14 protein-coding genes are annotated in these 20,316 nt (G+C 34.3%); 3 read left to right on the top strand and 11 right to left on the bottom strand.

The window, feature by feature from the left end:
* Positions 1 to 83: 83 nt before the first annotated feature.
* The 4 genes from VB798_RS03295 to VB798_RS03310 form a co-directional block, all read right to left on the bottom strand.
* A complete protein-coding gene (locus VB798_RS03295; protein ID WP_323255943.1) occupies positions 84 to 1,991 on the bottom strand; it encodes a DUF3857 domain-containing protein in 1,908 nt (635 codons plus the stop codon).
* Positions 1,992 to 1,994: 3 nt separating this feature from the next.
* Positions 1,995 to 3,989 (bottom strand): DUF3857 and transglutaminase domain-containing protein, encoded by a 1,995-nt coding sequence (locus VB798_RS03300; protein WP_323255945.1) that lies wholly within the window; start codon positions 3,987 to 3,989, stop codon positions 1,995 to 1,997.
* A 187-nt stretch (positions 3,990 to 4,176) separates the two neighbouring features.
* The gene (locus tag VB798_RS03305) at positions 4,177 to 6,171 is read right to left on the bottom strand and encodes a DUF3857 domain-containing protein (RefSeq protein ID WP_323255947.1); all 1,995 of its coding nucleotides are present in this window, start codon (positions 6,169 to 6,171) and stop codon (positions 4,177 to 4,179) included.
* Between the two features lie 94 nt (positions 6,172 to 6,265).
* Positions 6,266 to 6,919 carry a LysE family translocator gene (locus VB798_RS03310; protein ID WP_323255949.1) on the bottom strand — a complete coding sequence of 218 codons (654 nt, stop codon included), beginning with the start codon at positions 6,917 to 6,919 and terminating at the stop codon, positions 6,266 to 6,268.
* A 192-nt stretch (positions 6,920 to 7,111) separates the two neighbouring features.
* Between VB798_RS03310 and priA the strand changes: the two genes are divergently transcribed.
* Complete coding sequence (gene priA / locus VB798_RS03315) at positions 7,112 to 9,622, top strand: replication restart helicase PriA (protein WP_323255951.1); 2,511 nt, start codon at positions 7,112 to 7,114, stop codon at positions 9,620 to 9,622.
* Positions 9,623 to 9,842: 220 nt separating this feature from the next.
* On the opposite strand, the gene VB798_RS03320 is transcribed toward priA, so the two are convergent.
* Positions 9,843 to 11,981 carry a hypothetical protein gene (locus VB798_RS03320; protein WP_323255953.1) on the bottom strand — a complete coding sequence of 713 codons (2,139 nt, stop codon included), beginning with the start codon at positions 11,979 to 11,981 and terminating at the stop codon, positions 9,843 to 9,845.
* Between the two features lie 168 nt (positions 11,982 to 12,149).
* A complete protein-coding gene (locus tag VB798_RS03325; RefSeq protein WP_323255955.1) occupies positions 12,150 to 12,926 on the bottom strand; it encodes a LuxR C-terminal-related transcriptional regulator in 777 nt (258 codons plus the stop codon).
* Between the two features lie 337 nt (positions 12,927 to 13,263).
* On the opposite strand from VB798_RS03325, the gene map reads away from it, so the two are divergent.
* Positions 13,264 to 14,028 carry a type I methionyl aminopeptidase gene (gene map, locus VB798_RS03330; protein WP_323255957.1) on the top strand — a complete coding sequence of 255 codons (765 nt, stop codon included), beginning with the start codon at positions 13,264 to 13,266 and terminating at the stop codon, positions 14,026 to 14,028.
* 97 nt (positions 14,029 to 14,125) lie between these two features.
* On the opposite strand, the gene VB798_RS03335 is transcribed toward map, so the two are convergent.
* From VB798_RS03335 to VB798_RS03355, 5 genes are all read right to left on the bottom strand, one after another.
* Positions 14,126 to 14,509 carry a VOC family protein gene (locus VB798_RS03335; protein ID WP_323255959.1) on the bottom strand — a complete coding sequence of 128 codons (384 nt, stop codon included), beginning with the start codon at positions 14,507 to 14,509 and terminating at the stop codon, positions 14,126 to 14,128.
* Between the two features lie 30 nt (positions 14,510 to 14,539).
* Positions 14,540 to 14,986 (bottom strand): hypothetical protein, encoded by a 447-nt coding sequence (locus VB798_RS03340; protein WP_323255961.1) that lies wholly within the window; start codon positions 14,984 to 14,986, stop codon positions 14,540 to 14,542.
* 680 nt (positions 14,987 to 15,666) lie between these two features.
* Positions 15,667 to 15,966 (bottom strand): hypothetical protein, encoded by a 300-nt coding sequence (locus VB798_RS03345; protein ID WP_323255963.1) that lies wholly within the window; start codon positions 15,964 to 15,966, stop codon positions 15,667 to 15,669.
* Positions 15,967 to 16,249: 283 nt separating this feature from the next.
* On the bottom strand, positions 16,250 to 18,523 hold the full coding sequence (locus VB798_RS03350; protein WP_323255965.1) for a S9 family peptidase: 2,274 nt from the start codon (positions 18,521 to 18,523) through the stop codon (positions 16,250 to 16,252).
* Positions 18,524 to 18,635: 112 nt separating this feature from the next.
* Positions 18,636 to 19,172: a hypothetical protein gene (locus VB798_RS03355; protein WP_323255967.1), complete on the bottom strand. Its 537-nt coding sequence runs from the start codon at positions 19,170 to 19,172 to the stop codon at positions 18,636 to 18,638.
* A gap of 129 nt (positions 19,173 to 19,301) precedes the next feature.
* Between VB798_RS03355 and VB798_RS03360 the strand changes: the two genes are divergently transcribed.
* Positions 19,302 to 20,312, top strand: a complete 1,011-nt coding sequence (locus tag VB798_RS03360) for a LuxE/PaaK family acyltransferase (protein ID WP_323255969.1) — start codon at positions 19,302 to 19,304, stop codon at positions 20,310 to 20,312.
* Positions 20,313 to 20,316 lie beyond the last annotated feature (4 nt).

The following is a 20,316-nucleotide window of genomic DNA, read 5'->3' on the forward strand; positions in this document are numbered from 1 at the left end:
GATTTTGAATAAATACTTAACGTTCACAAACTAAAATTATTGAGCGTCTAAAATTTGACATAAATTCCAAAAAACTCTCCCTCTTAAAGCTTCAAAACCACTTGTGTTCTATCTGCTTTGCTTACTTTTTTGTAATATTCGATGAGTTCAGCATAACTTTCTGGTGGAAATTTGCCTTGATTTCTCACTAATTTTCTGATATACAACAAACTTCCGTCTTTTACTTGAAACTCTGATTGATAAGTGCCGAAGCGGTTTTCAAACTTAATTCCTTCTGGCTTAAATTCTAAGGTAGCATTTTTAGGTAATTGATAAGTAACTGAATCTGTTTCGGTCAATGCCATTTTTAACACTACTTCTGTTTGACGAGGTTTATCCAACGCTGGCGGAACAGTATTAATCGCCGACATTAAATTGGGCGTTAAAAATAATCTCGTTCCACTTTTCGATGCACATTTCCTTACATTCAAATCTAATTTTACGGTAGCAGTCGGAATTCTTTTCTTTTCATCTTGAATAGAAAAATTGCTTACTTCAAAACTGGGAATATTGATTCTTTTGTAAAGATGTTTTTGCTGCTCCTCTCTGCTCGACAAGTTTTTAATATCAGAATAATCGTCTGATAAAAGTCCTGTATATTCTGTTACAGCTACGACTGTGGCATTTCCATCTTCTGCTAAAGCTACTTTAATATTCCTATTTTGCTGATTGTCTTTCGCTTTATAAACTGGCGTGCGGACTAACTTCCCTCCTTCTGGTGTTGATAAAAGTGCGTAACGGTCGCTCGTAAAATCAGACAAATAACCAAAGGCATTATCTTGCGAAGTACATTCCAACCAAATGGTATCACTTTTCATCGGCACGCACACAATTACGTGATTAAATTGTTGAGAAGGGAAATCTGGATGAATATCTCGTTCATTACTTCCTCCTCTAATCGAAGCATAAAATGATTCAATTCCAACACTCTTCAACAAAGCTTTTGTGTAATTCGACAATGCTTTACAATCGCCATAACCTTTTTCAGCCACATAACTGGCTTCAAAAGGTTGCCAACCACCAATGCCTAATTGAATAGAAATGTAACGGGTTTTAGCTTGTAAGTACTCATAGATTTTCTTTACTTTCAGGCTTGGATCTGAAATATTAGCCACCAATTGTTTTACTTCTTGTTGCACATTTTCGGGTAAAACGTCTCTCCCTTTTCCTAAAATATTATCAAATTCCCCTAAATCTTTCCACGTTTTCATGCTTCCTTTGAAGCCTTCTACTTCAAACTCATTCGGAGCAGTCAGTACTCCTTTTCCGTAGCGTGTCCATTTAGGGGAATAAAGTTCGTTTTCATACACCTGTAAATTCTTTACTTGCCAAGTATAACTTTTAGATTCTGCAATGTTTTCCAAGGTAGGTTCTGCTAATCCGTTAATTGATTTATAACGAAGTGGCAAATTAGCAGGCATTTGTATTTTTAAAGATGATTGTTCTACAGCTACGTTTTCTTCGTCTTCTTGTGGAAACCACATCGGATAAAAAAGTAAATTCTTATTCGTTGTTTCTGTCGTGAACTCTACGGTAAAAGGAAAAATCGCATATTTGAATTCCGCATATTTGTAACGGTTATCGCCAAAAAGTGTTCCGTTTCCAACGGCACTTCCATCATGAATATCGTCTTTTTTTACCTTTTTTACTTTCTCTCCATTACTGTCGTACAATACACCTTCAAAATTATTTACTTTTTCAAGCTTACTATAGAAAAGCGTCATAGAGGCATATTGTAAACCTTGTTCATCAAGAATTGTAATTACTTTATGATTTTTTTCAGTAGCTTCTCCTAGGTTTTTAACCGTAAAAATGGTTTCGCTTTTACGAATTACTGCATGGGCTTTTTCCTTTAATTCTGCTGGAATGCTAGCTACATTCCAAGTATTCTGAGCAAAACAATTACTTAAAATACCTGTAAATAGTAGTGAACTGATGATAAATGCTTTCATTATTTATTGGGCTTTCTTTAAAACTATTTGTTCTGCTTGTTTCTGAATAATTTGGTCGTAAAACTGTTTTAACAATTCATATTCTTCGGCAAAATACATGGTTTTCTTCAACGTAATTTTGCTAGAAATCGTAATTATATCTTCTGATTTTGCCACCATAAAAGCAAATCTACCTCCATCTTCAGGTAAATTTACTCGCATACTCTTAGGCATTTCTTCAACTACATAGCCTTTGGGTATGGTATAAGTAGCGATAAAACTATCTTCAATCAAAGTACCAAAATCAACTGGATATTTTCTTTCTAATGTTGTGAAAGGGTTTTTATTTTCTCCTTCACCAATCATCGGATTAAAATAAATTCTATCACCTGCTACTCCTACGCCTTCATTGATATTCAAATCCAATTTTACTTGTAATGGTCTTTCGATTTCGTTTTCATCTTCAAATTCAACTTTTTTTACTTCCCAACTACTGTGCGACTTTTTTAGATTATCTATGTATTTTGCTTTGGTATCTCTCTTGATTTCCATGCGTTCATCATGAGCGGCATAACTGATATGATTGATACTTAATTGTCCTTTTATTTGTCCTTCTGGAGCAATCTCAAAGTTAGCAATCAATGTTTTCGCTAGTTTTTCATTGGTTTTCAGTTCAACCCAATCGCCTGATTCTCCATGAATCCATCTTCCTTTTCCATTCAAACAACGAATTGGCAAAGTACCTAAGGGCATCGACGGTTCAGTAGCATCTATCAATAACCATTGTCCTTGTACATCTACCGCCGCAATTACATAATTGAATTTTCGTTCAAGTACATAATAATCCAATACTCGTCCATTATCTCTGGTACTCAACACAACTGGGTCGGCTTCAATATCCAATTCTCTAAGTAAAGCAATCAACATCAAATTCAAATCTGCTGAATTTCCCGTTTTAGCTTCAAAAGCTTTCTTTAAATTTCCACTCGCCAAGAAACTCCTTTGCTGATTCCAAGTCATATTCTTTGAAACATAATTATAGGCTGCTTGAATTTTAGACAAACTATCTTTGGCAGTCGCTTTGATAGTAGCGGCAACTTCTTTCAGAAAACCACCTTTGTTGAGTAACCTTCCGAAATTATCATAATTGGTCAAGGATTTTGAGAAATCATTCCAAGTAGAAGAAAAATGTTTGGGAATACCACCTGTTGGCACATAAGCAGAAATTTCAAACTCAACTTGCGAACGATAGTCTTCAATCGTAGTAATGTATGGTTCTACTTTTAGAGCAGGTACATCTTTCTGAACAAATCTATAATAAGTAGCAGCAATGTTTTCAAACCCAACCCCTAAATTCAGTGCTTCTTTGGTAATGCTAGAAACCACAAAAGGCTCGTAACCTTGCGTAATTAATTGGAATTGATAAAATTCAGGCACTTTTACTTGATATTCACTCCAAAGTGTTGGAATACTTCTTTGGAATTCCCAAAAACGAACTTCGGTATCAAAGTCTGATTCAATTCTGTATGAATATTCTATGACTGAGCCTTCTTGTACATTGGGCAATGTAATTTTTTGAATCATCAGATTCTCACTTTTCTTTTCCAGAAAGATTGAGCTTTTTTCTAATTTGGTCGTTACGATTTTTCCATCTACCAAATTATAAGTAGCTCCCTTGATATTAGAAGCATATTCTTTAGCTGTTCCTGTTCTGGAATTACTCAATCCAAAAGAATAAGTAGCCCATTCATAGCCAGATTTCTTAAGGATTTTGATTCTTCTGTGTCTTTCGTAAGCAACTTTTAAACCCTGTCCTTCACGATAGGTGTAATTGTGAGTTCCGAAGTCGCAAAGTACTATTGCTTCGGCAGCAGTATCTTTGGCATAGGCTTTCATTTGTAAATCAGCCATGTCCACTTTGCCATACTTGATAGGACTGTTTTGGGCATTGATTGAAAATGTTACTAGGAGTAATAAAAAGTAACTAAGACTACTTTTAAAAAAGGCATTTTTTTTCATTTGTATGTGTATTATTAATGTATGTAGTGAGTTTATAAGTATTAAATCAAACCTATAAGGATTTTATATTTAACTAATAATAAGAGCTTTAATCTCAAATCCTTATAGGTTTATATTCTCAATTAATTTATTTTCAGGAAGTGAACAGACTCCACTACAAAGCAAGATTTCTTAGTTGCAAAGCTTGCTACTTCTTCTTCAAAATAATCTGCTCTGCATGTTTTACAACAATTCTATTAAACAGTTCTCGTAATGCACCATACTCTTCACTGCTATAAAGTGCTTTCTTTAAACTTACTTTGCTGTCGATTTTAACTTCTCCATCTAATAATGTTACTCTGAAATCAAAACGACCGCCATTGTTAGGCAAAGTAACACTTTCTCCTTTAGGCATTTCTTCTACTATATAGTCAGCAGGAATTTTGTAAACAGCACTAAAGGTTTCCTCTTGCGGTATACCAAATTCAACGGGATAATTTCTAATTGGCGATTTGAATGGATTGGTTTCTTCTCCCAAATCTAGCATTGGTGTAAAATAGATGCGGTCGCCTGCAGTGGTATAGGCTTCATTATAAACAGTTTGTATTTTCATTTCTGGCATTTGCCCCAAGGAATCAACTGCTACTAAATCTACTTTGCTGATGTTTTGGTTAGGTTTGTTTTTCTTGAAATTACTGATATAATCCTCTTTCCCTTTACTTAATACCGCTGATCTAAAAAAGACAGCATCATGCCCAACATAAGAAACATTTACGTTCCCTTTCATCTGCTGGTCTGGCAAAATTTCCATGTTAATCAGACTTACTTTTCTACTGACTGGGCGAGCAGGAATCGGTATCCAACGACTATTTTTTCTGACAATCAATCTCCCTTTTTCATTCAAACAACGCAACGGAAGTAAATCCACTTGGGCATATTTACTAGTTGCATCCAGCAAAATATCTTTGCCATTCAAGGAAACATGAGCAATGGTAAAATCAAATCTATCTAACAAAACCAAATCAGTCGGCAAACCATTTTCACGAGTACTCAATATCATCGGATTGGCATCAAAACCACATTCACGAAGTAAACGCACCAGCATTAAATTGATTTCGGCTGAATTCCCCAGCCCCTTTTCTGCTACTTTATTCAAATTAGCACTTGAGGTAAATACTTCGTTTTCGCCATCCCATTGCATATTATTTTGAATATACTGATAGGCAGCCGTTAGCAAAGCCAAGGAATCTTTGGTTTGTGTTTTTAGGAGTTTAGCGATATTTTGAGCTTCATCATATTTCTTGATTTGCTTTCCGAAATTATCACTCATCAACAAGGTTTCATTGAGTGCCTCCCAAGTTTGCGAATAATCTATTTTACCTTGATTCGGCAAATAAGTTACTGCTAATTCAAAACTAAGTTTAGAACGATAGTTTTCAAGGGTTGTCAAAAAAGGTTCTTCTTTCAAAGCAGGAGTATCTTCTATGGCAAATCTATAAGCAAGATATGGGTCACGAATATCGCTACGCATAAAATTCTGACTCCCTTGTTTTGTTTCCTGAACCTTCAAAGGCAAAAGACTATTGAGTGTAATTTTAAAGTCAAAATAAGCTGGAATTTCTGCCCGCAATTCACTCCAAAGCGTAGGAATATTGGTTTGGAAATTCCAATTACGCAAACTATACCATAAGCCCGACTCTATCTCGTAAGAATATTCCAACACAGAGCCTTCTCTAACTTGTGGGAAAGTGAATTTCTTATAATAGACTGTATTTGTTCCTTTTTCCTCAAAAAATTCATCATCCGACATCGTATAACTTGCTGGACTTCCGTTTTCTACATTCCAAGTAATTGCTTGCAGATTACTTATTGTTTCTCCTTTATCGGGATTACTCGTTATATAAAATGGGATTTTCTGACTGGCATATCCAAAGCCAGATTTCTTTAGAATTTTGATACGAACATGGCGGCGATAAGTAACTTTAGGCAAATCTTTACCAAAGTAATAAGAGTATTCGCCATAGTCGCAAAGTACAACAGCTTCAGCAGCAGTGTCTTTGGGATAGCTTTTCATTTGAAGGTCTTTCAAATCGACTTTACCGAAAGTAATCGGAGCGGCGGGAGTTTGAGCTTGGGTATAAAAACCTAACAGCACACAAGTAATCAGTAGAATACACTTGTGAAAAGTACATCTAGGTGTCATTGATATTAAATTAGTTAATTATGGTTTAATAAATTATCGCATAATTACTCATAATATTAGAACTCTCAAAAAAATATTTAAAAACTTTATTTTATTAAAACACCAATAGCTTTACGGCTTGAACAAAAGCCACCAAAATAAAAGTCCAACCCATGATTTTATCGAACATTTTGGGTGATAAAGATTCAAAAACTAATCCTCTTTTACGATTAGCCACATAAGCACATAAATAGTTTAGGAAGAAAGCACCAATACTAGCTCCTAACACAAAAGCAATTTTGTCGAATCCATTTTCAATCTTCAAGAAGCTGTAATTCTGATAATTAATCAAGATGACCAACCAAAAAGGCAATAATTGCGGATTGAGAAATGATAGTAAAAATCCACTCAAAATATCACTCCCTAATGATAACACCTTTACTTCTGCTTGAACTTCTGTTGTTTTCAACAAGACTTCTTGTTTTTTCTTAGGTTTTAAATAATTCCAGCCGACCAATAATAAAATCGGCAAAACAGCCCATTGCATAATTTCAAAAATAAGCGGGTATCGTTCAAATATCTTTAAGCCTTCAACAGCCAAATAGCCATAAATTATTTCTGGAATTACTCCTCCAAAAGTCATCCAAAGTCCCGCAGAAAGATTCTTTTTAAGCGTTTTTTGAATCACCGACATATTCAAAGGTCCAGGATGAAACGAACCCGCAAAACTGATGAGGAAGGTGATGAGGAAGATGATAAAGCTTTTCATAAAATTATTTCTGAGGGTTTAGATTCCACAAATTACCATCAAACAAAACTACTATATTTCTTAGCTTCCTACTTGTCGGCTATATTACCAAACCATTATTTCATGTAAATTGCAATATTCTCGACCAAATCGAGCATTTAATTAGAATCTCTTTCATTTCTGTGCTTTTTACAGGAATTGTTAATCAAGCTAATGCAATCCTTAGAAATTAATCAAACAAGTTTATATACAGAAGAAATCACCCTTTTTGCCGATGTAATCGTACCTGTTGCTGTACCGAATACTTTTACGTATCGTGTGCCACGTGAGTACGCTGCCAGTATTACTGCTGGTTTAAGAGTGATTGTGCAATTCGGGAAAACGAAGGTGGTTACGGCTGTTATTGCCCGTATTCACAACAAACCGCCAGAAAAATATCAAGCCAAATATATTTTAGAAGTATTAGACGACGCTCCTTTAGTAAACGCTAAACAAATTGAGCTTTTCTATTGGATTGCCGATTATTATATGTGTACGGTCGGCGAAGTACTGAACATTGCTTTGCCTTCGGGTTTAAAGATTTCGAGTTTATCGAAAGTACAGTTTAATCCCGAATTCGACCAGCCTGCTTTATTGACAGAACGTGAAACAGAAATCATCGAAGAACTCAAAAAACATCAGTCTTTGAATTATGATGAACTCGCACGTTTTGCCGAAGTAAAGAATGTTTATCATATCATCAAGTCTTTAATTCAGAAAAAGGCAGTCATTGTTTTTGAAGAAGTACGTGAAAAATACACGCCAAAGATTCTTAAAAAAATCAGACTGAATCACTTCTATGAAGACCCAAGTTACTTAACGGCTTTGATTGGCGAATTAGAAAAATCGCCCAAACAATTGGACGTGATTTTGAATTATTTAAAGTTCGTTCCCGTCCTCCGCACACCCGAATTGAATAAAAAAGGTTTAGAAAAAAATGCTTTAACCAAAGCCAATGTTTCGGAAAGTTCGCTGAGTACTTTATTGAAAAATGGTATTCTTGAACAATTTGAAGTAATCGTTAGCCGCTTTGAAGAAGACCTTGACTTTGTGGAAGCTCCAACGCCCGTACTTTCTGAATCTCAAGAAAAAGCCTTCTCTGAAATCATGCAAAGTTTTCAGACAAAAGACACTACGCTTTTGCATGGTATTACGGGCAGCGGCAAAACCGAAGTATATATCAAACTGATTGAACAAGTACTGGAAAGTGGCTCGCAAGTATTGTATTTATTGCCAGAAATTGCCTTGACGACCCAAATTGTGGTGCGATTACGCAAAGTTTTTGGCGATAAAATGGGCATTTATCATTCTCGATTTTCGGATAATGAAAGGGTAGAAGTATGGAAAGGTGTGGTTTCGGGCAAATTTCAGTTTGTGGTGGGCGTGCGTTCTGCGGTGTTTTTGCCTTTTGATAATCTCGGACTCATCATTGTAGATGAAGAACACGAAACTTCTTATAAACAATTCGACCCTGCTCCTCGCTATCACGCCAGAGATGTGGCAGTGGTGATTGCACATCGACAAAAAGCCAAAGTATTGTTGGGTTCTGCTACGCCTTCTATCGAAAGTTTTTACAATGCGAAAACCGAAAGATATGGCTTTGTAGAAATGAAAGAACGTTTTGGTAATACGCAATTACCTGACATTGAACTTATCGACATCAAAGTAGCTCGTAAACAAAAACTAACCAAAGGTGATTTTTCAAACTTGATGTTAGACACGATGGGCTTGAATCTGGAGAAAAAACAGCAGACCATTTTATTTCAAAATCGTCGGGGTTATTCGCCATATATTCAGTGCGAAGATTGCGATACAATTGCGGCTTGTCCCAATTGTGATGTGAGTCTTACTTATCATTATAGCAATCAAGAATTGCGTTGTCATTATTGCGGACACCACGAACCGATGTCTAAAACTTGTCAGGCTTGTGGTTCTACCAAGTTGAAAACAAGAGGTTATGGCACAGAAAAATTGGAAGAAGAATTACAAATCTTTTTGCCAAATGCCAAAATTGCTCGAATGGATTTAGATACTACCAGAACCAAAACGGCTTTCCAAACCTTGATTAATGAAGTAGAAAGTGGTGCAGTAGATATTTTGGTGGGTACGCAAATGGTTTCTAAAGGATTGGACTTTGAAAAAGTGAGTCTTGTCTGCATTTTCGATGCGGATAGAATGATTCATTTCCCAGATTTTCGTTCTTCGGAAAGAGCTTTTCAAATGCTGACACAAGTAGCAGGACGAGCAGGACGAAGAGGAACGCAAGGCAAAGTATTGATTCAGACCAATAATCCGAAGCAAAAAATACTACAACAGATTATCGAAAATGATTATCTTGGTTTGTATCAAGATGAAATCAAAGAGCGAGAAGACTTTCAATATCCACCTTTTACCAGAATCATCAAGATTACGCTAAGGCATATCGACCAACCAAATGCCGAAAAAGCAGCCCAAGCATTAGCCCAAAAGCTCATCGAAAAACTGGGAACACCAAGAGTATTAGGTCCAGAAAAGCCATTGGTAGAAAGAGTACGCAATCAGTATTTATTTGAAATCATGATAAAACTCGAAAAAACCATCAACCTAAAAGGAGCAAAAGCCTTTATTGCCGAACAAGTACAAAATATAGAACTATCAAAAGACTTTAAAGGCGTTGGAATTGTGGTGGATGTGGATTGTGGGTAGTTTGAGTTTATTCCATTTTCATGGTTTGCTAGCTTATTTAGTCCGAGTAATGCTTTGCTTTACACTTAAACTAAGTGTAATTTATTTATTGGAATGGCAAAAAATATATTTGGATTCATCAGGGATAGTAAAGGTTTTTTTGCCTTTTCGACTTAAAAAGGCAAAAAAAATTTCAGCCTATAGGCTGAAATTTTATAAGACATATACTTCGTAATTATTATTAATATAACTTACCTTGCTTAATAATTTTTATACTAAAGTATTTCATTTTCTCTGGTTGTAATGTTGTTGGATAAGTAACATCTCCTCCTATAAAATAATCTGTGGAGTAACTGAAATCAAAAATTATTTCACTTGAGATATTTACTTGAAAATTAAAATTTAAAACAGGCTTATCATCTTTTGTAAAGAAAGAAGGTTTCTCTAAAAATACGGCAGGGCGCATGTAAGTTTCTTTTCCATCATATATCAGATGATACATAAATCCTCCTCCGTATTTCATAATATCATACTTAAAAGTGCCTTTTCTAACATCATCAGTTGCAGAATTTCCACCATTTGCTGCATCTGCATCGTAAGAATAATTACCTTCTCTGTTAAAATAGCCTCCTTCAGCAAAAACTTTAAATTTTGAGCGAGATTTGTGGCTTAAATATAATGTTGCCGTTGAACCATACTCAACATAACCTCCACTTATACCAGCACTTAATGCACTAAAACCTGCATTCAATAAAGGATTGAGCACAAAAGATACTCCTTTGTTGTTAAAAAATCCAGACTTAAAGCCCATGTGAAAAGTTGGAAGCGTAAAAGATTCTATATATGAATTATTTACATGATATTGACTTGCATTATTGCTATAAATAGGAAAATTTTCATAGCCCAAACCAGCTTGGAATTTCATGGCATACCATTTATAACTATAACTATCATTTAATAGAGCCATCATACCCCCAACACTTGTTGCTAAACCTGCATATTCTAAATTTTCTTTTTTATCTTTTTCTTGTTGTTTTGCAACTCTTACTTGTCGTTCAGCTGTTTTTTTAGCCTCAAAGGCTTGATTATATTTATTTTGTGCAAAAGTACTTTCATTAGAGTTTTGAGCATAGTTTTTAGCAAGGCTGTAATAACTCATTGCATTGTCATACTGTTTACTGTTCAATGCGTTATCACCGTTTTGAATAGCTCCATCAAATTGCGCTCTTTTTGCTTCCTGTGCTTTTCTAATACGTTCTTGTTCTTCTTGTTGTCTTTTTTGTAATTCGTTCTGTTTTCTCTGTTGTTCTTCTTGAGTTTTTGTTTTTCCTTCTGCTTGCTTATTCATTATACTTATCGCACTTTCTAATCTAGCAATCTCATTATTTAAACGTGCATGATCATTAATTGAATAATTAGATTGGTTTCCTGTGCATAGATCTACAAATGTTGGGTTTGCATTACCTGCATTCTTTATCAGATTATTAAACTCCTCACACAAGTTATTTTTTTTACTAATGAGTTCCATTATGTTGGTTTGAGAACTTGTCTGGTTTGCTTTTTGGCTATCGTTCGAAGGATTATTTTGATTGTTGACTTGTTGGGTTACTTCTTTTTCACAAACAGGTCTTCCAGTTGTAGTATAAACAATGTCTTTAGGTTGCCATTTTTTTATATAATCACCACTCATTTTATGAACAAAACGTGTTGTTTCTCCTGGATTAGTAGTGTGTTTATCTCCAAAATGCACTTTATCTTTACTATCCAATAAGTTAAAAGTATAAGAAACGGTCTTATTATTGTTATTTCGAACCTCAAACCACATATGTACTTGATAGTTTAAAGCAAAACCTCTTTCTACCAAATATCTGTATTCAATATTAAGATTACAATCTTGAGCAGTAAAGGGTCTCCAATCAGACCATTCAGGTTTTACAGTTGGAGTTTGATTATTATTAGGAGATTTTTGAGGGGGTAGTGGCTCAACACATCCTTGTGTATAAACAGATAGGCTGTTTTCAGTAGCATTTCTAAAAATAGCTTCTCTCTTTGCTGCTTCAATACATTGGGCTATTGTTCTATTACCTCCATAGGCAACACCACAAGCATTTGCTCCACTAGCTGTTCTTCCTCTTACAACGGCATAACACCCTGAACCTATACTATTACCATTTACAATTGGCCAAGGTGATTCCCCCCCCTTGTTAATACAATCCACTCTAGCTCTTTCATCTCTTTCAAAACCTTCATTAGTAACTCCTGTAGCAATACCAATAGCTCCTGTTTTCTCACAAAAATAAACAGATATTTGACCATAACTTTTATTCAGTACTAATACGTTAAAAATTATAATTAATAAAAATAATAAAAATCTTTTCATAGCATGTTGGGGTTAAGTATTAATACATTTAATACAAATTTCTGTTAATGCTTCGTAATAAAAAATAGCCATGACTAGCTATTTTTTATTACGAAAAAATCAAAATTATACGGGTGAAATCGAAGAGTTTGGGAATCTTCTCTGAATTAAATTATCTAGCTTAGCAATTTACACCCAACCTTCTTGAATCCCTTTACGCACAAGTTCTACAGGCGTTGTGACTTTAGCTTTTTTCAATATGTTTTTACGATGGGTGTTTACTGTATGTTGACTTATAAAAAGTGTACTAGCTATTTCTTTGCTGGTTTTATTCTCTACAATCATTTTTAAAATCACTCGTTCTCTTCTTGTAAAAAGGTCATGAGATAAAATAAGCGTATTAGTTTCTGTAATATTATAGTAAGATGGTTCTCCGTCAAGACCTATTATTGAAAAAGAAGGTTCCCCGTCTTTCTTTAGATGTGTGATATCAGTATCTAGATCTAGTGTTCTATAATAATTCGTTTCGTCAAAATCTATTTGTATTGCTTGGTGTAGTAGCCGTACATAACGATTGTCCTTTGTACGCATCCTAAAATCGTACTGCATTTTATATTTTGATACTTTCTCAAACGGCAATGTCTTGAAAAACTCTGTAATTCGCTGTTCAAATTGTAAAAAGTAAGGCTTGTCTTCTGGATGAATTATATCCAAGAATTTATGAATATTTACTTCTTCAGGTGAATAGCCAAGTACATTCGCAACCTCAGGGCTCACAAAATCAAAGTCTGCTTCAAATATGTTAAACACATAGTAATAATAAGTACCCGGCTGAAAGAGATTAAGAAGTTGTTTGTGTAACTCTAATTGTAATTTTAATTCGAGGGGATAACCGGGTTCGTCTTTTACCACTGTTTCCCATATTTTTTTTGCTCTGACGTAAAGTTGTGAATGCTCGTTAGACATAATCAAAATTGAAAATATAAATGATAAGCAAATTAAACTTTTCAATAAAAAAAGCCATACTTTAAGCTAAATATTTCTTCCTAAAAATAGCATTGCCTACAGCATCATTTTCAAGAGGACGATGTTGGGCAATCAATTTTACATATAATAGGTATTTTTGTTGTTTTACCAATGCCCATTAAAACGATATGAACTTCCTCTATTGTTTCCATTGTTAAGTAAAGTACAACTGGTTTATTTATATCCATTTTCTACCTGTAAGAAAAAACGTAAATTTGTCTATATTTAAAATTCAGCAGTCAAGCTAAACACAACAAATACTTTAGAAAAAGAAAATATGTCGATAACAAAAGAATCAGAATTAGTTGGAATGCAAAAAATTAGTGAAGCGGTTGCTTACACGTTGAAAGAAATGAGAAAATTTGCCCAACCAGGTATGACAACAAAGGAATTGGATAACTACGGCGGACAAATTCTTAATGACTTGGGAGCGAAATCTGCTCCGTATCTTACTTATGGTTTTCCAGGTTGGACTTGTATCAGTACTAATAATGAATTTTGTCACGGCATTCCTTCAAGCAGAAAAGTATTAAAAGAAGGAGATTTAATTAATATTGATGTTTCAGCAGAATTAGATGGTTTTTGGTCGGATAACGGTGCTTCATTTGTCATTGGAAATGATGTAAACAAACATCAACAATTGGTGGAAGCTTCAAAACAAATTTTACATAAAGCAATTCATAATATTAAAGGCGGGGTTCGCATTGCTGACATTGGACTTTTAATTGAGACCGAAGCAAAGAAAAGAGGTTACAAAGTGATTAAGAATCTGACAGGTCACGGAGTAGGAAGAAGCCTTCACGAAGAACCGAGTGAAATAGCCAATTTCAGAGATAAGTACAATACGACAAGATTTAAGAAAAACTCGGTCGTTGCGATTGAAACATTCATTTCAACAACATCAACTTACGCTGAAACATTGCATGACGGCTGGACGATGGTTGGAAACAAAGGCGGTTTTATGGCACAACACGAACATACAATTGTTGTTACCGACGGAAAACCAATTGTATTGACAGAAATGAATGACATTTGGAATTAAGAAAAAACATTGTTTTGGAAGAAGTTCGTGGAGACACGAGCTTCTTTTTTTGAATACGAAAGAGTTAATTCTAAATTCCACGAGTTGGAAACTAGTGCTACGGTTTTGGTTTTTGTTGTTTTAATTGAAAGACATTTCCTTCTGGGTCTTCTCCATCACATAAAAAGTAATCATAATTATCGAAAGTCTTTACTTCTCCTAATGTTACTTGTTGGGCTATTAGTTGCTCTCTCAGTGCATAAAGGTCTTCATCTACTTCAAAAACAATCTTGGTATTGTTATCAAATTTGAAAGCTTCTTGATTTTCTTCTAAATATTGTTCTCCTATTTTATGCAATCCGATTTGACATTCCCCTGCTTTTAAGAGTAACCAACCATTGCTTTCTTCCACGATTTCAAGGGCTAAAATGCCTACATAAAAGTCTTTCAATACTTCTATGCTTTGAACAAAAATGATGATGGATGTTAGTTTTAGTTTCATGAGGAAATGATTTATCCTATTTCTTAATCTTTATAGTTTTTGCTGACTATCTAGTATTTCACCAACAATGACGACACCTAGAATAAGCCATATTACACTTCCAATTGCAATGGATAATACATACTTCTTATATCGTTTATGCTTTTCTTCATCAAATTGATTATCGAAATAGACAAAATATTGTTGCAGTTTTTTCTTCTTTCTTCTATAGATAAAAAAAGATAATATTGTCTGGATTACTAGTATCATACCTATAGCAAGTCTTCTTTCTAAAAAGAACAAATCATTATCCCAATATTTTGACAAGCCAAATGTTGATGTACAGTAAAACATAACTGGCGAAAAATATAAAAAACCCGCCGTTAACAATACAAAAAAGGAATGAATCTTTGCATCAACCAAATCTTTATTATCTTTTGAGTAATATCTATATGTGAAATAAATAATGTAAATCAAAAATTCTTTAATTTTTCTCATTTGCTATAAATTCTTTCCTTGAATCAGTTTTTTCATTAATAAGAGTAGAATCAACTCATACCTTTTATTAAAATGATTGATAGAATTAACATTAGTCGGTTTGATATAAAAGTCTCTCAAATAATGACTTGGACTTTCACTTTGTCTTTTTTAATAGTTTCAACAATTATAATACTATATTCTTTTACGCTAAATGGACTATTGATGATGATTTTGATTCTATTAATAATTCTTCTTATAAATTATGCCAGTGCGAAAATGTGGAACATTTGGTATGAAGAAGGTTTTCTAATATTTCAAAATATCTATGGTACACGAAAAGTTCCGATTGCTCAATTTAAACAAATTGAGATGACAAGTGTATTCAATAATGCTTATACAATTTATATGAATAATGGAGAGAAATACACATTTAGAATCAAGATGACAGAAGATTTGAAATTGTTTTTTAAAAATGATTCTCAATTCTATGCTAAACAAATAACTAGCCAATTAAATGACATAAAGGCGAACATTTCCAAATGATTAGTTTCAATCTTCTGACCAGTCAAGTCCTCGAAAACATTCATCATAAATGCTATACTCCTCCAAATTGAATATCAATAACTTAGGTATTGAAAAACCTAGTTTCATGTATCACTTATCATTAATTTCGATGGCTTAATAAACCATTCACAATTTCACGAGTTGGAAACTCGTGCTACGGTTATGATGGTTTTTCCCTTGTTGAAAATAGCTCCTATAATCACGGGATAGACGACTGCATTGATAATATTAGCTCCTGCACTGACGGGATAGGCGACTGCACTCATACTATTTGCTCCTGCACTCACAGGATAAGCGACTGCATTTATACTATTAGCTCCTGCACTCACGGGATAGACGACTGCATTTATACTATTAGCTCCTGCACTGACGGGATAGGCGACTGCATTTATACTATTAGCTCCTGCACTGACGGGATGAGCGACTGCATTCATACTATTAGCTCCTGCACTGATGGGATAAGCGACTGCATTTATAAAATTGGCTATCGCAAGTATTCATTAAGTGATTTGTCTTTTAAAATAAGTAGTATATTTAAAATGAATGACGGTATCTTTTTCAATTTAAAACATTGCATATCAATATCTTAAATTCACAACTCATCACCGCATCGGCGGACCACTCACAATTCACAACTCTTATTTGCTTCACTCTATGTTACTTAAACAATAGCCAATTGCTTCTACGCTCTGTATCTCTCCTGTTAATCGGGAATGCTTATAAGTTTTTCTCGATAAAGTTGGTCATCATTGTGTAAAGATGGAAACGGGTGTTTCCTCCATAAATACCATGATTCTTGTTTGGGTAATAAAACGATTGAAATTGTTTATTTGCCCTAATCAATGCCTCTTCTAAAGCAATTGAATTCTGAAAATGAACGTTGTCGTCGCCTGTTCCGTGTACTAATAAGAAATTACCTTTTAAATTTTTGGCATAAGTAACGGGTGAGTTTTCATCATAGCCTTTTGCATTTTCTTGAGGCGTTCTCAAGAAGCGTTCTGTATAAATACTATCATAAAAACGCCAATTGGTTACGGGTGCAACGGCAATGGCAGTTTTGAAATAATCGGCTCCTTGAAATAAACAGTTGGATGACATATAGCCACCATAACTCCATCCTTGAATACCAATTCTTGTTTTATCTACGAATGGCAAATTACCCCAGTATTTGGCGGCTTCTATTTGGTCTTTTACTTCTAATTTTCCTAAATTCAAGTAGGTACATTTCTTAAAGTCTGCTCCTTTTCCACCAGTACCACGGTTATCTACACATGCCACGATGTATCCTTTTTGAACCAAATGTTGATACCAAAAAGTATTGAAACTATCGAATTCATTCAATACTTCTTGACTGCCCGGTCCACCGTATAAGAACATAAAGACTGGATATTTCTTTTTAGGATCAAAATCAGTTGGTTTAATCATCCATGCGTTTAGCTCAATGTTCTCTGAGGTTCTGATAGTCATGAATTCTTTCTTGGCAATATCGAAAGTTTCAAGGGTTTTTCTGAGTGCAGCATTATCTTCCAATACTTTTACTAATTGTCCAGATGGTGCTTTGTGTAAACTTACTTTCAGCGGACTATTGTAAGCCGAATGTTGAAGGATATAATATTTAAAATCATTGCTAAAGCTTGCGGTATTCATGCCATGCTCTTGCGAGAGTTGCTTTTTCAGTTTTCCTTCTAAAGAAATACTGAATAATTGACGTTCAGTGCTTGATAATTCGGTAGAAGTAAAATAAAGTGTCTTGGTATTCTCGTCGATACCATAAAAATTATCTACTTCCCACTTACCAGTCGTGATTTGGCGAATTAATTTACCTGTTATATCATAGTGATAAAGGTGTTTAAACCCATCTTTTTCAGAAGACATGATAAATGATTTTCCATCTGACAAATAAGTCAAATCATCTCCAAAGTTTTCAACATCTACATAAGTATTGCTTGTTTCTGTAAGCACAATATTGCCTATTCCAGTTTGGGCATCCGCATGAATAATGTCCAAACGGTTTTGTAAACGGTTTAATCTTTCTATAGAAAGTAAGTTAGCATCTTGTGTCCAGCGAATTCTTGGAATATAGATGTCAGTTTCAGAACCAATATCCATTTTAATGGTTTTTGCTTCTGATAAATGATGTACCGAAATGCTTACAGTAGAATTTGCTTCGCCAGCTTTTGGATATTTATAGCGATAATCTGTAGGATAAAGCTTGCCCCACATTTGCATATTGTATTCAGGAACGTTGCTTTCGTCGAAAGTATAGAAAGCAATCTTTTTACTATCTGGTGACCATTGAAAAGCACGAGCAAAAGAGAATTCTTCTTCATAAACCCAGTCGCAAGCACCGTTTATGATATAATTCCACTTACCATCATTGGTAATTTTTTGTTCTGTCATGGTTGCTAAATCAACCACAAATAAATTATTCTGACGAACAAAAGCGACTTTCGCACCATCAGGCGAAAAAGTAGCAAACATTTGTTTCCCACCGCTTGATAATTGTACTAATTTCTTGGTCTTTAAGTCATACACGAAGTTTTCTTCTTTAGAACTACGACGATAAATTGGTTCAGACTCAGTACTTATTAATAATTTTTGTTCATCAGCAGAAAGAGCGTAATCATCTACTGTGATTTTCTTCCCTAAGTTTTCAACACTTACAGCTTCGTTGAAAAGAGTAGCCACAGCAGCGCCATCTGTTACTTGATGTTTGATTACTTTGCCATTATCAAGGGCAGTATAAAATGCACCATCTTTCATCCAGTTGATGTTTTGTACTTGTTTTTGTACAAAAGTGTATTTAGACCAGATGTCTTCTAAAGTAATGGCTTTTTTGTTTTGTGCCAATGTGGAATAATTGCTGGCAGAGAAGATTACTAAGGCAAAAAAGAGTAGTTTTTTCACGAATATTATGGGTATTGGTTGTTGATTGATTACTTGATGAATAGCTTTTCGGTTTGGATGAAAAGTAATTGTAAAATATATCATCAAAGTTAAAAGAAATAGCGGAGAAAAGGCTGTTGCAAAGCTGGAATCGCCCAAAACAAAATTGGCATGACCGAAGCCATGCCAATTTTTTTAGAAGATATTAAGAATAACGTTATTTAAAAATCACAAACTCAGGAGTTTCTGTGGTATTACTTACGTTGAGGGCTCTATCCTTGATAGTTATGCCTAATTTAATTGTATCTTGTTTTCCTGTTATCTTAAAACCACTGTATAAATTATAATAAAAGTCTATAGAATAATCTATAACTCCTTCAATGGGACCTGGCTTTGTTCCTTCTTTTAGATGAAATTTAATATTTCCGCCAATAATATCATCTGGAACTATTTTTTCAAACTTACCATTTTTCTTGAAGTAAAAATCAACCATGTAATTTTGAAAACCATCGCCTTGCGTTTTAAAGACATTTTTTAATTCTTCTTCGGTATGACCTATGTCACCGTCACCATCCTGATAATTGATAGAAATAATTACTGAATCTTTTTTAGCAATACCTAACTGACCTGGCACTTGAGTTGTAATTATACGAACATTATTATAAGAAATGCTTGGAGTATTACTAAAATCTGGTAGCCCAGTACAAGAAACCATCAATGTTAAAAATCCAAATATGTATAAATTCTTCTTCATAGTATTAAAAAAACATTTTGACGATATAACGTTTTATCCTTCTTGCTTGTTGCTTTATTGTTCTGCATTTTAATGAATTACTTAATTTTGCAAAACGATTTAGATGGATTTGAAGCATAGACCCCAAAAATGATAACATCAGCACAACTAAAAGCAAGCGTTTTAACAGTAAATTCAGAGAATTTTGATGCTTTGGCTTTGGATATTTTCCGTTTTCAAGCACAAAATAATATTACTTACGCAAAATACTTAAAAAATCTTCAAGTTGATGTATCAACATTGCAGTCAATTCAAGACATTCCCTTTTTACCAATAGAATTTTTTAAGACTCAAAGCATTTTAACTGGCGATATTGAGCCTAAAGTTATCTTTGAAAGCAGCGGAACGACTGGACAAAATACTTCAAGACATTTAGTAGCCGACCCAGCTTTTTACTTACAGATTGCGGAACAAATCTTTGAAAAGTTTTATGGAAAGCTTTCGGATTTCACCATTTTGGCTTTACTTCCCTCCTATCTTGAACGTAACAATTCTTCTTTGGTTTATATGGTTCAGCATTTTATTCAACAAAGTAAATCGCCTGATTCTGGATTTTACTTGAATAATTATCAGGAATTAGGAGCAACCATGAAGCGCATTTCGACAGAAAATCCTGATAAAAAAATCCTTTTAATTGGTGTTACTTTTGGTTTGTTGGATTTTGCAGAAGCAGGTTTGGATTTATCTTTTTTACAAGATTTTAACAACTTGATTGTGATGGAAACTGGCGGGATGAAAGGAAGAAGAAAAGAATTATTGCGAGAAGAAGTACACGAAATCTTGACGAAAGCTTTTGCAGTCGATAATATTCATTCAGAATATGGCATGACAGAATTACTTTCACAAGGATATTCTTTTGGTGAAGGCATTTTTGATTTACCCGCTTCGATGAAGATTTTATTGCGAGATGTTAACGACCCTTTTAATGTAAAAAACCAACTCAGAGGAGGCATCAACGTGATTGATTTAGCCAATATAGATTCCTGTTCTTTTATAGAAACCAAAGATTTAGGTTCTTTTGTCACAGGAAATCAACAATTTAGAGTATTGGGTAGATTCGACAATTCGGATATTCGTGGTTGTAATTTGATGATTATGTGATTTG

Origin of the sequence: Arcicella lustrica, from assembly GCF_034930985.1 — a bacterium.
Lineage (GTDB): Bacteria > Bacteroidota > Bacteroidia > Cytophagales > Spirosomataceae > Arcicella > Arcicella lustrica.